General features: G+C 70.3%; 11 protein-coding genes and 1 pseudogene. 6 read left to right on the forward strand and 6 right to left on the reverse strand.

From position 1 onward, the window contains the following. Positions 1-121 precede the first annotated feature (121 nt). Positions 122-904 carry a TIGR03084 family metal-binding protein gene (locus tag IE273_RS30290; protein ID WP_229887703.1) on the reverse strand — a complete coding sequence of 261 codons (783 nt, stop codon included), beginning with the start codon at positions 902-904 and terminating at the stop codon, positions 122-124. A gap of 168 nt (positions 905-1,072) precedes the next feature. Here IE273_RS30290 and IE273_RS30295 point away from each other — a divergent pair, with 168 nt between their 5' ends. Further along, entirely contained in the window at positions 1,073-1,336 is a 264-nt protein-coding gene (locus IE273_RS30295) for a hypothetical protein (protein WP_189818353.1), read from the forward strand. A gap of 110 nt (positions 1,337-1,446) precedes the next feature. Here the strand turns inward: IE273_RS30295 and IE273_RS30300 are convergent, their stop codons facing one another. After that, positions 1,447-1,956 (reverse strand): hypothetical protein, encoded by a 510-nt coding sequence (locus IE273_RS30300; protein ID WP_189818354.1) that lies wholly within the window; start codon positions 1,954-1,956, stop codon positions 1,447-1,449. Positions 1,957-2,254: 298 nt separating this feature from the next. Between IE273_RS30300 and IE273_RS30305 the strand changes: the two genes are divergently transcribed. Beyond that, on the forward strand, positions 2,255-3,268 hold the full coding sequence (locus tag IE273_RS30305; RefSeq protein ID WP_229887704.1) for a winged helix-turn-helix domain-containing protein: 1,014 nt from the start codon (positions 2,255-2,257) through the stop codon (positions 3,266-3,268). Positions 3,269-3,553: 285 nt separating this feature from the next. On the opposite strand, the gene IE273_RS30310 is transcribed toward IE273_RS30305, so the two are convergent. Further along, complete coding sequence (locus IE273_RS30310) at positions 3,554-5,452, reverse strand: multicopper oxidase family protein (protein WP_189818355.1); 1,899 nt, start codon at positions 5,450-5,452, stop codon at positions 3,554-3,556. 244 nt (positions 5,453-5,696) lie between these two features. Between IE273_RS30310 and IE273_RS45275 the strand changes: the two genes are divergently transcribed. The 4 genes from IE273_RS45275 to IE273_RS30330 all read left to right on the forward strand — a co-directional run bounded on the left by IE273_RS45275 (position 5,697) and on the right by IE273_RS30330 (position 11,161). Next, positions 5,697-6,092, forward strand: a complete 396-nt coding sequence (locus IE273_RS45275; RefSeq protein ID WP_373309415.1) for a Tn3 family transposase — start codon at positions 5,697-5,699, stop codon at positions 6,090-6,092. A 332-nt stretch (positions 6,093-6,424) separates the two neighbouring features. After that, entirely contained in the window at positions 6,425-9,433 is a 3,009-nt protein-coding gene (locus IE273_RS30320) for a glycosyl hydrolase (protein ID WP_189818356.1), read from the forward strand. Positions 9,434-9,776: 343 nt separating this feature from the next. Beyond that, positions 9,777-10,271, forward strand: coding sequence for a MarR family winged helix-turn-helix transcriptional regulator (locus IE273_RS30325; RefSeq protein ID WP_189818357.1), 495 nt, complete (start codon positions 9,777-9,779; stop codon positions 10,269-10,271). Positions 10,272-10,549: 278 nt separating this feature from the next. Continuing rightward, entirely contained in the window at positions 10,550-11,161 is a 612-nt protein-coding gene (locus IE273_RS30330) for a TetR/AcrR family transcriptional regulator (protein WP_229887705.1), read from the forward strand. Positions 11,162-11,204: 43 nt separating this feature from the next. Here IE273_RS30330 and IE273_RS43905 read toward each other — a convergent pair. From IE273_RS43905 to IE273_RS30340, 3 genes and pseudogenes are all read right to left on the reverse strand, one after another. Next, a pseudogene (locus IE273_RS43905) lies at positions 11,205-11,368 on the reverse strand (3-hydroxyacyl-CoA dehydrogenase family protein); the annotation flags it as partial. A gap of 168 nt (positions 11,369-11,536) precedes the next feature. Continuing rightward, positions 11,537-12,463: an SDR family NAD(P)-dependent oxidoreductase gene (locus tag IE273_RS30335; protein ID WP_189818358.1), complete on the reverse strand. Its 927-nt coding sequence runs from the start codon at positions 12,461-12,463 to the stop codon at positions 11,537-11,539. Positions 12,464-12,802: 339 nt separating this feature from the next. Beyond that, positions 12,803-13,405, reverse strand: coding sequence for a TetR/AcrR family transcriptional regulator (locus tag IE273_RS30340; RefSeq protein WP_268257524.1), 603 nt, complete (start codon positions 13,403-13,405; stop codon positions 12,803-12,805). Positions 13,406-13,445: the final 40 nt, after the last annotated feature.

A 13,445-nucleotide genomic window follows, 5' to 3' on the forward strand; every position in this document is an offset into this window, starting at 1 on the left:
TGACGGCCTCGGAGTTGTCGCGCCGGCACACACCACGTGCCCATTCCGGGGGCCGTCGCCGTGCCTGAAGGGCGGATCCCCACCGTCACGCGTCTCGCATCACCAGGGCACCCCGACGTGTTCAGAGGAAGACGCGCGCCACCTCCAGCCACTTCTGAGCGTCCTCGCCGGTCGCCGTCAGGCTGGTCTCGGACCAGGGGCGACGCCGGGTGACACACAGGCAGAAGTCCATGGCGCCGCCCTGTACCCGTTGCGCGGCGGTCTCGGGGCCCCACACCCAGGTCCGTCCGCCAGGTGCTGTCAGCTCGACGCGGAAGGGGTCCGCCGGCTCGGGCAGTCCGACGGCGGCGAAGGACAGCGCCCGCCCCAGCACCCCCAGCGACGCCACGTGCTGGAGCCGGTCCGTCGGGCGGTGCGCCACACCCACAGCGTCGAAGACGTCCTGCCCGTGTGCCCAGGTCTCCATCAGACGAAGGGGCACCATCAGCGCCGGCGTCACCTTCGACATGTACCAGGGGAACGCGTGATCCCATGATGTGTCGCGCAGTGCCGCCGCCAGTTCCGCTCGACCGGCCCGCCACTCGTCCAGGAGTACCGACCGCGGTCTGGCCGCTCCCGCGGCGGCGGCCTTGTCCGCGTACCCGGTGCCTTCGGCTTCCGCCCGCCTGAGCTCGGCGCCGAACGCCTCCGGGGTACGTAAGGCGCTGAGTGCGTTCGCGTCCGACCACGCGAGGTGGGCTATCTGGTGAGCGACCGTCCAGCCCGGTGCCGGTGTCGGTACGGACCAGTCGTCCACTGCCCTGACCAGGGCGTCGAGTTCGTCGCCCTCAGCCACCAGCGCGGACAGGACACCGGCGTCGTCTGCATCGGAGACGGCGAGGTTGTAGTTCAACATGTGCGCCATGGTGCCACTCGTTCCTCACCGACGGCGGGGACGAAGTGTGCGGGCGGACTCCCGAGGTCGCCGGAGTCCGCTCCAGGGGACGGCGACGGCCCCGGAATGATCACGTGGTGTGTGGCTGCGCGACAACTCCGAGGCGTTCCGTGCCGCCTGCGGCGTCGTTGAACCGGCATGAGCGATCACACCAACCCGGACGACCACGGCGCGTGGGCCACCCAGTGCACGCCACCCACGAGCGTGAAGATCAACGTGTTGCTTCAGCATCTCGGCGAAGAACATCCCGGCGACGAGAAGGTCATCAGCTGGGAATTCGATGATGCGCTGCGGTCCGCCTGGGTGGACGGGGAGCCGTGGGCGGTGGAGTACGTGGCCTGGCGGACCGCGCACGCCGACCTGGTCGGCAGCCTGTTCGAAGAGGACATGCTCGGCCTGTAGCGGGAGGCGAGAAATCCCCCACGGTGACGTCCCGTTCCCCCGCCCAGCTCCTACCGGCGCCGCGTCCGACGCCGACACCGGAGACCAACCCCCCAGCTGAGCCGAGTGGATCAGCCGTCGTTGACCGCTGTCTTCACGGCTCCGCAACTCGCGACGGTATCCGTGGGGGAGTCGTAGGTGCAGGCCTGGAAGGCCAGCTGACTTCCCTTGGCGCCGTAGGCGTTCGTGCTGGTGTTCTCGTAGAAGTCGTAGTTGCAGGTGGCCTTGGTGCCCGCACCGGAACTGTTGAGGCATCCCCCCGTGCGGTAAAGCCGCCAACTGGAACCGTCCCAGAGGTAGTTGGTCCAGTACACGACGGCTGAGTAACCGTCCGACGCCGTGTCCTCGGCGGTGAACTTGTCACCGTACTTCACGAAACACCCCTCCGCGCCGCCCACTGTGGCGCAGACCTGGTCGGCGGCGGGACTCGCCGTGGGCCCCGCGGCCCGCAGGGGGACCGTGAACGCCGAGCTCTTCGGGACGCCGGCGGGCGATGGGCCGGCCGAGGCTCCGGAGGCCAGGGCGGGGACCGAAGAGATGGCGCAGACGACGAGGCCAAGCGCGGTGAGAGAGCGCTTCATGACACAACTCCTTGACGTGTAGTCGTGCAGTGGCTGTGGAGCGGACGCGGGAATTCGCGGTGCGTCACCTGGACAAGACGGGCTCACCGTTACGAAGGAGGTCGTCCTCCGGCTCGGTACGGCACCATCGTGCGCTTCCCGCGAGTTGCCGGTCGACGTCGTTCGGCCGGGACCGAATCACGACATTTCGACTCCGGCGTTCAAGGGCCTGTCCTTTGTCCGGGCCGGAATCCCTCTGGACCGAACAACCCGCACAGCGGAAAGATCAGAACGGTGCCGGGCCGCGTCAGGGGAAAGCATGGTCAGCATGGTCTTTCGCATTCACTTCACGACCGAGGACCTGGCGCGCACGAAGGTGGCCGACGCACCCATGCCGCTTCTGGAGCTGAAGCAGGCTGCCAGGGCCCTGCAACGTACCGACCAGCCGGCCCGGCTGAGCGGCTGGCGTCGGCACGCACGCGCACGCCTGTCCGCGGAGGCGCGGCTGGCCCTCGACTTCCTTCCGCCTGTGGGCTGGTCACCGACCTTCATCGGTCCGCCGCGGGCCGGCGGGCCGGCGGAGCTCATCGAGCAGGTGCGCGCGACATCGCCCGGTCAGATCCGGAAAGCGCTGACCACGATACTTCCCACTACGGAAGCCCCGTTGGGGACGCGTCACCTGGCCGACCCGGATTTCCTCGGCCGCCTTTGCGATGGTCTCAGCGCCCTCTACGACGTTCTCCTCGCTCCCTACTGGCCGGCGATGGCCGACGCCTTCACGGCCGACCGGTCGGTGCGCGTACGGCAGGTACTGCACGGGGGCGTGGAACATCTCCTCAGTCAGGCCAACCCGGAGGACATGCGCTGGAACCCTCCGGTGCTGGAGATCGCCACCCGGGGTGACAGCACCACGTACGACCTGCACCTGGAGGGCCGAGGTCTGCTGCTCGTCCCCTCGGTGATGCTGACGCGGCCCCTCATCCAACACGACGCCGAGCCGCAGCCCGCTGTCACCTACCCGGCCGGCCATGACCAGCCACTACGGCGATTGACCGCCTTCGCGCCCACGGGCACCCCACACACGGTCGCCGCGCTGCTCGGACACACACGAGCCGCCGTACTCACCACCATCGCCGAACACCCGGGCTGCTCGACGAAGGAAGTCGCCGCTTTCGCCGGGCTCGCCCCGTCCAGCGCCAGCGAACACGCCACGATCCTCCGCGAAGCCGGACTCGTCACGACCACCAGGCATCGCAACACAGCACTGCACAGCCTGACTCAGCTAGGACGCCGGCTTCTGAACCACACACCTGATCGACCAGAGGCGCCCTGATCACGTCAGTTCGGGGGAGAGCTCACGGGTGCCGGTCCGCTCACGTGCCAGGCAACCGAACCGGCGCGACCCACCGGACCAGGACGCGCATCCCGACCCGGCCGCCGGCCGGGCATCCCCGTCGACGCCCACCCGGCTGGGAATGCCACTCGTCACCGGGTCACCGCCGGCGAGTCAACACCTATGGCGCACGCGCAAGGATCCGGGGAGGGTCGGCCCACGGCGTCAGTGCAGGTCCGGGCCCCTCGCGGGCGCGGACCTGCACACGCGGGTCGATCGATCCCGTCAGTGGCCGTGGCCGCCGTCATGGCCGCCACCGCTGTGGTCGCCGTGGCCGACGATCGTCCACGGGCGCATCAGATCGTCGTCCTCGTGCTCGAGGATGTGGCAGTGGTGGATGTACGTCGCCGGGAGCTTGGTGCCGCTGCCCGGAATCCGCGCGATCGTGGCCGTCGGCGGGGTGAATTCCTGGATGATGATTCTGGTCACCGTCTCCGGATAGGATTTGAACGTGTCCTTGTTGGACCGTGCTTCGTCCGGTTCCGGCGGTACCGGTGGGCCGGTGAAATAGTTCTCCAGCACCGGCAGGTCCTTCGGTTTGCGGCCACCGTGGATCCACTTGTCGTAATCGGCCTGGTAGGCCGCCGCGTCGATCGGCTGCCTGTCCAGCACCTGGAAGTTGACGAGGTGGACGTGCATCGGGTGGGCGTCGTGGTTGGGATTGATGTACTCCCAGATCTCGGTCGAGCCCTCCTTGATGAAGTCCTGGGACGGCGCCTCGAACGGCACCGCGTTGAACGTCATGGTCCTGAACAACTTGTGCTGGTACACGACCCATTGCCGCCGACGGGTGTGCGGTTTCGGCTTGACCGGTGCGACTGTCGGCAGCCTGAGTTCCTTGGGCGGCCTCGACCTGTCCCCGCCTGCGGACAGTCGTTCGGTGACCCGGAACTCCATGATTTCCCGGATTTCCGGCCCCTCGCCCGGCATGCCGGGGTAGTGGACCGGCGCGTGGTAGTTCACCAGTCTGACCTTCGTGCCCCTGCGTACCTGACTGAAGTCGATGATCAGGTCGTACCGCTCGGCCGGCGAGATCAGGAAGTTCAGCATCTGCAACGGGGGGCGGAAACCGCTGTCGGTGCCGATCAGCCAGAACGGCAGTTGGGCCTCAGGCACTGCCTTCCTGGGGTGAGTCTCGAACCTCAGCCGCCAGAAACGCTCGTTCGAAGCGTTGAGAAGACGCAGCCGGTAGCGTCGCGGCTCGACGGTCAGGAAGGGGTACGCCTTCCCGTTCACGACCGGGGTGTCCTCGCCTTCCCTCAGGGTCATGGTGTAGGCGAGCGAGCCGTCCGGGTTGAAGGTCCGGTCCTGAAGGATGAGCGGGACCTCGAATTCGCCTCGCGGCAGTCCGAGCCGCTCGTCGGCGGGGTCACCGACGCGCCAGAGACCGGCCAGGCCCGCGTAGACGTTGAGGCTGGTCATCCCCATGCCGTGATCGTGATACCAGAGCATGCACGAACGGTCGTGGTTGGTGTAGGCGTAGATAGCTTCGTTGGGTTCGACCCGGCCCGGGTCCAGGGTGGTGTAGTCCGCGGCGTGGATGCCGTCCGGACTGAACGACTGCATCGGCATGCCGTCGGACTGTGGCGCTGTGAAACCGCCGTGCTGATGTACGACGTTCCACACATTGACATTCGAGGGAAAAGGCAAGACGGGCTTGTACGGAGGCGGAGGGGTCGGGGTGAGCTGGTCGCACCCGTTGCGGATGGCGTCGATCACGAACTGGAACAGGTGGGTGGTCGGCAGCTCGTTGCGATATTTGACGACCGTAGGGCGGTCCGTCGTCGCGCTGATGGTCGGCCCGAGGTAGCCCATGCCGGTCGGATTGTGCGGATCGTGCGGGTTGTTGGCCCAGTAACCCCACACGGTTGCCGGCCCGAGATCCCGGTGGAAGCGCCACGAGCCCTGTCGCATCGTGATCTCGTAGTAGTCGGCGCCCGGATAGGCGGAACGATCCGGGACGGCTGTCAACGGCGTGGGAAGCGGGTCGACATACTTCTTCAGCGGAGGGGTGTGCGGGGTCGGGCCGCCCGGACACCTCGCCTCGTGAGCCGTCGTCGCATACGCCCGCGCTCCCGTAACTCCCTGTGGAAGCACGGCCGCACCCCCCATGGCGCCGGCCATGAGGAATTTCCTACGCTCAAAGGCCACTTTCTTCGCCTTCCATCGCCTCAGGTGACGTTCCAGACAGAGATACAGGCCTGGTTCGGAGCGTGCTGCGGTGCGCCGGTCCGGTCTGCCAAAGAGCACCCGTTCAGCCCTTTCAGCGCTGCCGCTCCAGCGCGAGGACGGCGGCAGACACCCCGGAAGAAGAACGTCTGCATCTCCTCCCCAGCTCAAGAGCTGTTCGTCGTCCGAGGTCGCGGCGATGATCGAGGGTCTGCCGCGGCACTGCACGGACGCCGAGATCGAGGCCGACTACGTCGACACGCACGGCGCCTCGGTGGTCGGGTTCGCCTTCATCGCGCTGCTCAACCTCCGCCTGCCGCCTGGGCCGAAGAACATCGGCATCCGCGTGCATCGCCCGGACGGCACCCCGCCCGGCCGGCCGGCGCTCGGGCGGCTCGCCGACCCGGGCCAAGAAGAAGGCCCAGCACCCGTCGCCCGCGACTGTCATGCGGATGCCGCGCGAACACGACGTACAGGCGACCGCGGCAGCGACGCGGAGGCGCCGGGTACGGACTCTCCCTCAAAGCTGCCGAAAACAACGCCCGTTCCTCCTCGGACCCCGTGCTCCTGGAAGTGTCGGGTGTCTGCCCGCTGACAGCCTCGCATGCCGCGTGGCCTGCCGGAACGCCGGCCGGGGCCGTCGCGGCGGTGCCTGCCGACCCCGGCCGTCCCCGCCACCGTGAGATGAGCGGCGCGTTCCCGGAAGTCCCTGTTGCCGACCCGCCCGTCGAGGCATCCCCGGGATGCGAGCGCCCCCGTTTCGCCGGTCGTCAGGGTGCGCCCGTTCCGCACCCCGCCTCGCGATCCACCGGTGCCGACCTCTTGACCCCGCCTCGGCGCGGGGCTTAGCGTTCCGGCGTTTACAGCGAATTGAAACGTTTCAACCGTCCTTCGATCCCCTTGCTCGACTCACCCTTTGGGGCGCACATGCATGAACTCGTCTCGCAGCGCGGCGGGATGTCGCGGCGCGCGGTCCTGGCCACCTCCCTGGCCGCGGGTGCCGTGGCCGCCCTCGGCGCCGCGGCGCCCGCCGCGACCGCACTTCCCGCAGGCGCCGGATCAGCTCCCGCCGCCGACTGGTTCGCCGACCCCCCGCGCTCGGTGCGCCCCAAGTTCCGCTGGTGGTGGCCGGACGGCCTCGTCGACCCCGACGAGATCACCCGCGAGATCGACCAGATCGCGGACGCCGGCTTCGGCGGCGTCGAGATCGCGGCCGTCCACCACAGCATCAAGGACAAGTCGGTGCTGGACACCGCCCGCCACGGCTGGGGCAGCAGACCGTGGCTCGACGGCGTCGAGGCCGCCCTGCGCCGCGCCGCGAGACGCGGCCTCACCGTCGACCTCACCCTCGGCCCGAGCTGGCCCGTGGCCGTACCCGGCATCACCCCCGACGACGTGGCCGCCGCCCAGGAACTCGCCTACGGCCGCGCCTCGGTCCCCGGCGGAACCACCTACCAGGGTCCGGTCCCGGAACCCGTGCGCCCGGCCGCCCCCGGCGTGACCCGCCGGCAGCTCCTCACCGTCCAGGCCGCCCGCGTCGACACCGCGAACTCCACGCGCAAGGAGACCGGCCTCGACCTGGCCGGCGTCCGCGACCTGACCGCCACCGTCACCGGCGGCGCCCTCACCTGGACCGCGCCCGCGGACGGCGACTGGGTCCTGATCTCCTACTGGCAGCGAGGCTCCGGACAGCAGCCCGAGTCGGGCCCGCACTCCTCGCCCGCCGCCTACGCCGTCGACCACTTCAGTCCCGCGGGCACCGCCGCCGTCACCGACTACTGGGACTCCCTGCTGACGCCGTCGCTGAAGGTCCTGCTGAAGGCCGCCGGCGGCGCGTTCTTCGAGGACTCGGTGGAACTGGAGACCGAAGGCCTCATCTGGACCGCGCAGTTGCCCGACGCGTTCGAGAAGCGCACGGGACGCCCCCTGCTGCCGTACCTGCCCGCCGTCGTCCTCGACAAGAGCAACCAGGTCTTCGCCTTCGAGGCCCAGGTCACCCGGCAGATCCGGCACGACTTCTGGGAGACCGTCTCCGACCTGTTCAACCGTCACCACCTGCACGCCCTCAAGACCTGGGCGCATTCGCTGGACATGGCCCTGCGCTCGCAGCCCTACGGACTACAGACCGACGCCATCGCCTCGGCGGCGATCCTGGACATCCCCGAGGGCGAGTCCCTCGGCTTCAAGAACCTCGACGACTACCGCTGTCTGGCCGGCGGTCGCGACATGGCCGGGCGCACGGTGCTGTCCTGTGAGGCGGGCGCGTACAACGGCACGGCGTACAGCACCACATGGGACCGCTTCCTGCGGACGATGGGCGGCGCCTACGCGGCGGGGGTCAACCAGACCGTCGTGCACGGGTTCTCCTACGCCACCGCCCCGCAGGTGAGCTGGCCCGGGTTCGCCGCCTTCAGCCCGTACAACGGCGCCCCCGGCTATGGTGAGGCGTGGGGACCCCGGCAGCCGACCTGGGGTCACGTCGACGACATCTCCGGCTACCTGGGCCGCGTGCACCGTGTGCTGCAAGCCGGCACCGCCCGCGCCGACGTCGCCGTCTTCCGGCAGACCGGCTACACCGCCACCGGCATCGGCGCGTCCTGGTTCACCGCCACCGGCATCCCCCTCGGCTGGACCCACCAGTTCCTCAGCGGCCCGCTGCTGGACCTGCCGAGCGCCACCGTCTCCGGCGGCCGGCTGGCGCCCGACGGGCCCGCCTACAAGGCGCTGTTCGTCGAGGGCGACTTCTTCTACGGCTCCACCCCGACCCTCGCCGTCACCGACGCGCGCAAGCTGCTGGAGCTGGCCGAGGCGGGCCTGCCCATGGTCCTGTTCGGCGCCTTCGACCAGGCACTCACCCCCGGTGTGCCCGACGACGGGGAGACCGACCGACTGCGCGCGCTGACGGCCCGGCTGCTCGCCCTGCCAGGCGTCGTCCACGTCACCGACAAGGCCGCCGTCGGCGACGCGCTCGCCAAGCTCGGCGTCACCCCCGACGTCCGCTACGCCGCCTCCTCCACCCTCCTCAACGCCCACCGGGCCACCGACGACGCGGACTTCTACTACCTGTGCAACGGCAAGCACGCCGAGACCGTCAAGCCCGCGGTGGCCGCGATCGACCACGACGTCACCCTGCGCGGCACCCGGCGCCGCGGGGCGACGGTGCCGTATCTCCTCGACGCCTGGACGGGCCGGGCGGTGCGCCTCGCCCGCTACACCCAGGACGGCGACGACGTCACCCTGCGCGTCAAGCTCCAGCCGGGGGAGACGGTGATCATCGCGCTGGGGCGCCCCGGACTGTTCGGCGACCGCCACGGCGACCGTCCGCACGCCGTCGCCTCGGACGCCGACGACGTGCTGTTCACCGGCCGCGGGCTGACCGTGCGGGCCGGCGTGGCGGGCACCCGCACCACCCGCCTGTCCGACGGCCGCACGGTCACCACGACCCTGCCGTCCGTGCCCGACCCGATCACCCCGGCGGCGTGGGAACTGGAGGTCGAGGACTGGTACCCCGGCTCCACCGCGACCCGTACCGAGCGCGTCCGGCGCACCCTGACCCTGGACGCGCTCGCGCCCTGGTCGAAGATCCCCGAACTGGCCGACTCCGCGGGCGTCGGCCGCTACCGCACCGGGGTCACCCTGCCGGACGACTGGGCCGCGTCCCATGGGGCCGTCCTCGAACTCGGTCAGGTCTCCGACACCGTCCGTGTCACCGTCAACGGCACCTCCGTGCCCGCGGTCGACCGTCTGCACCCCGTCGTCGACGTCGGCCCGTACCTGCGCGGCGGCGACAACAGCATCGAGATCGAGGTGGCGACCCCGCTCATCAACCGGCTCCGGGTCGCCCAGCCGTCCGTGTTCGGCACGGCCGCCCGCCAGGACCACGGCCTGGCCGGTCCCGTCCGGCTCGTCCCGTACGCGCAGGCGGTGGTGTCCTGACACCGAGGGGCGCACCTGCTCCGGCCGGTGCGCCCCGCCGGGGGCGCGTGGGCACGCTGAATCGCGCCGCCCGGCCGGCCCGGACGGGCCGGAGCGACAGCGGGGAACGTCGTCCTCGACCTGGGTGCGTGCGCCGCTCACACGGACCGCTTCGACGGCTGCGTCTCCGCCGTGGCGGCGCGCTCCGTCAGGACCTGGAGAGAGGGCTCATCTCCTGATTGGTGTCCTCGTGCCACGCCCGGGACGCCATCTCGCGCTTCCTACGGCGATGAGACCGCGCCGCCCCGCCGGAGTCCAGGAGTGCCGAGCCCGGCAACGTGCAGTTTACCTGTACGATTTATGGGTGGCGCTGAATGACAACCCCTCGGCAGACCTGGCTCTTGCGCTGGTCCGTTCCATGGACCGCCTGCGCGGACGCATCCGCTCGGAGACCGGCATGGGCGCCGGTCCCTACAGCCGCAGCCAGTTGTCCGCTCTGCACCGCGTGGTGTACGGACCGCCCGCCACGACGAGCGATCTCGCGGCGGCCGAGTACATGCGCCCGCAGTCCATGGCACAGACCCTGGCCGTGCTGGAGAAGCACGGCCTGGTCACGCGCAGCCCCGACCCCGACGACGGCCGCCGCATCCTGGTCACGGCCACCCCGCGCGGGCGGGAGGAGGCCGAGCGCTGGCTCCAGGCGCGGGAGGCCTGGCTCACCGCCGCGATCGACGGCACGTTGACCAGCGGCGAACGCGAGGAGCTGACCACGCTCGTGGCGCTTCTGGAGCGCCTGGCCGACTCGCAGCCCCCGGTCGCGGCGCGCCGAGGCGGCCGGTCCGCTCCGGAGAACCCCTGAGCGCATCGCCGTTCTTCGGGGAGGTGAGCGGGGAGGCGGTGCCGTTCGGGGGGTGACCGCCGCGCGGCCACCAGGGGGGTCGGGCCGGCCGCGAGGGCCTGGCGTACGGCTCCGTCGCGGCGCCGGCGCGGGGCGTGAGGTCGTCAGCCGCGCGAAGAGGGCGGCGCGAGAGGGACGCGGGGCTCCTCTTTTCGCGGCCTCAGGTGTGCCCGAGTCGTCGGCACCCGGTTCGTCTACGGCCGTAGACTCTAATTCCGCGTTTGGCTACACTGCGGGCCATGGAAAGTGAGTCGCCTCAGTCGCCATCCGGTCCTCCCGCGGCCAAGAGGCCGCGCAACGCCGCGGCGACCCGGGAGGCGATCCTCCGTTCCGCGGTGGAGGCCTTCACCCGCGTCGGCTACGACGGTGCCGGCGTGCGGGACATCGCCAAGGACGCGGGTGTCACGGCGATGCTGGTCAACCGCTACTTCGGGTCCAAGGAACAGCTGTTCGCCGAGACGGTGGACGCCTCGTTCGCCCCGCGTACCGTCGTCACGGACGATCCCGCGACGCTGAGCCGCGACATCGCCAGGTCGCTCGTGGAACGCACCGCCCCGGGAGCCGACCATCTCAGTCCGTTCCTGCTGATGCTGCGTTCCGCGCCCAACCCGCGCACCGCCGAGATCGCCCGTGACGGCATCGAGCGCCATGTGGAACGGGAGCTGGCCGGCATGCTCACCGGCGAACACGCGAGAGAGCGCTCAGCGCTGGCCCTGTCGGTGATCGCCGGGGTATGGCTGATGCGGAAGGTCATCGGCAACACCGCACTGGTCGAGGCCGACGCCGACGACCTCGCCCGCCGCGTGGAGGAAGTCCTGCGCGTCGTCCTGGACGACCCCGAGACGCAGTGACGGCGCGCGCGGTGCCGGCCGCGCACCGCACCGCCGGCACCGCTCACCCGCCGTACGTGTGGAAGCCCCACCCGCTCCTGCGGCCCAGCCGCCGCGCCGCGACCGTGCGCCGCAGCAGGGCGGGGGCGCGTACAGCGGTTCCTTGAACCCGGCGTACATCGGCCCCGCGACCGCCTGTGCGGTGTCCAGGCCGATGAGGTCGAGCAGTGCTCGGCACGCAGGCCGGCACGGACGGCGGCTGCGTGCGTCAACTACGGGTGTGCGGGGGCCCGACGGCCGCCGTCACGATCGGCGCGCCGGCCGTCGGGCCGGCCGCCGCGGGACGTGCCGGGCCACTCGGACAGGGTCCGCGAGCGGCCCGGCGGTGCGTCCGCCTCACAGGATGTGAGGGGCCTTGCTGCCGTTGGCGAGCACGGTCCGGGGCAGCAGGTCGACGAGTTCGTCGTGCGACCACGGGCCGTTCTGTTCGTCGCGGAAGATCGTCCGCGTCTCGACGGGGTGGCTGTAGATGCCGATCTTGCCGCCGCCGGCCCGGAAGACACAGCCGGTCACATCGGCCGCGGCCTCCGAGGCCAGGTAGACGACGATCGGCGCGACCAGGCCGGCGTCGGCCCGCGCCTCCTTGGCCTTCGCCCGGCGCGCGCTCATGGCCCCGGAGGCCACGAGCGCGGCGTCGCGCTGCTTGGCGTCCTCGGTCATCCTGGTCAGGGCGAACGGGGCGATGGCGTTGACCGTGATGCCGTCGCTGTTGAGTTCCCAGGCCAGTTCGTAGGTCAGGCTCACCACGCCGCCCTTGGAGGCGGCGTACTCGGGATTGCCGATCGGCGCCGCCCACTGGTTGGAGCAGGTGTTGACGATGCGTCCGCCGCCGTACTGCCGCAGCACCGGGATCGCGCTGCGGCACATCGCGAAGGTGCCCTTGAGGTTGACGTCGATGGTCAGGTCGAAGTCCTCCTCCGTCACCTCCTCGATCTTGTGCTGCCGGACGATCCCCGCGTTGTTGACCAGGATGTCGAGCCGGCCGAACTGCTCGACCGCGGTGGCGACCACCCGGCCCGCGCCCTCCCAGTCCGCCACGGACTCGTAGCTGGCCACCGCTTCGCCGCCCTGGGCGCGGATGAACTCGACCACCTCGTCGGCCGGGCCTTCGGCGGCCCCGTGGCCGTCAGCCCGCACACCGACGTCGTTGACGACGACCTTCGCCCCGGCAGCCGCCAGCGCGATGGCCTCGCCCCGGCCGATGCCACGTCCGGCACCGGTCACGATGGCCACACGGCCGTCCAACGGTCCTCGTTCCGTCATGATTTCCTCCTTGTACGAAATGCTGGTGCGCGCGCTCTTCGAAGGCTTCAGCGCGCGGCGCCTGGGGCTCGGCACGGCGCTGTACGCGCCGATGAGCATGAGTTGGTCCCGCGGGTCGGGCAACGGCCGCACAGTGGGCCGGCGACGGGCGGGGGCAGGACTTCGCCGGGTGACGGGGGTAAAGACACCCAGTGGGCGAAGCGGGCAGGATCCGGGGTTCCGGGTTGCGCCTGCCGCAGAAAGTGATGTGCCGTCAGCGGGGCTGTTCAGCACGGGGGTTCGAGATGGTCACCGGGTCCAGTCACGGGTGTGAGGGAGCAAACCCGGCTCGTCTCGGCGTCATGGCGACGTCAGCAGGCCGGCGAGCATGCCGTCCAGATGACGCGCGAGTCCGTCGAGGTCCGCCTCCAGCAGGGCTGTGTCACCGATGATGCTCCGCATCAGCCACACACCAAGGATCACCGAGAGCGCGAGTGCGGAGCGTTCCCGCGCCCGCTCCCCGCCGAGTAACTCTGCCAGGTGACGTTCCACATGTCGTTCGATGCCCTGCCTGGCCAGTTCGGCCGAACGCGGATTGGACACGGACCGCAGCGTCAGCAGGAAGGGGCTGAGTTCGTCGGCCCCGGGCCCCGTACGGTGCACCAGTGCCCGGGCGATGCCATGGCTCAGGCGCGTCAGGTCGTCGGGCACAACGGTCCGCGGGGTGAAGGAGGTGTCCACCACCTCGGCGAACAGGTTCTCCTTGGATCCGAAATAGCGGTTCACCATCATCGCGCTCACGCCGGCTCCTTCGGCGATCTCTCGCACACCGGCACCGTCGTAGCCGGAACGGGTGAAGGCCTCGACCGCGGATCTGAGGACCGCCTCTCGGGTCGCCGCCGCGTTGCGCGGCCGACCGGTCCTCGCCGAGGGGGGCCCTCGATGAGTCAAGTCACTTTTCACACGGCCAGTGTAGTCAAGGTGACGAGATAAGTCTACAGTT

This window comes from Streptomyces olivaceoviridis, assembly GCF_014650115.1.
Taxonomy (GTDB): Bacteria; Actinomycetota; Actinomycetes; order Streptomycetales; family Streptomycetaceae; genus Streptomyces; species Streptomyces olivaceoviridis.

Bases quoted from the DNA above. Each gene is read 5' to 3' on its own strand.
- IE273_RS30310 (WP_189818355.1), bottom strand. From the start codon at position 5,452: ATGGCCGGCGCCATGGGGGGTGCGGCCGTGCTTCCACAGGGAGTTACG.
- IE273_RS30320 (WP_189818356.1), top strand. From the start codon at position 6,425: ATGCATGAACTCGTCTCGCAGCGCGGCGGGATGTCGCGGCGCGCGGTC.
- IE273_RS30335 (WP_189818358.1), bottom strand. From the start codon at position 12,463: ATGACGGAACGAGGACCGTTGGACGGCCGTGTGGCCATCGTGACCGGT.
- IE273_RS30330 (WP_229887705.1), top strand. From the start codon at position 10,550: ATGGAAAGTGAGTCGCCTCAGTCGCCATCCGGTCCTCCCGCGGCCAAG.
- IE273_RS30290 (WP_229887703.1), bottom strand. From the start codon at position 904: ATGGCGCACATGTTGAACTACAACCTCGCCGTCTCCGATGCAGACGAC.
- IE273_RS30305 (WP_229887704.1), top strand. From the start codon at position 2,255: ATGGTCAGCATGGTCTTTCGCATTCACTTCACGACCGAGGACCTGGCG.
- IE273_RS45275 (WP_373309415.1), top strand. From the start codon at position 5,697: ATGATCGAGGGTCTGCCGCGGCACTGCACGGACGCCGAGATCGAGGCC.
- IE273_RS30300 (WP_189818354.1), bottom strand. From the start codon at position 1,956: ATGAAGCGCTCTCTCACCGCGCTTGGCCTCGTCGTCTGCGCCATCTCT.
- IE273_RS30295 (WP_189818353.1), top strand. From the start codon at position 1,073: ATGAGCGATCACACCAACCCGGACGACCACGGCGCGTGGGCCACCCAG.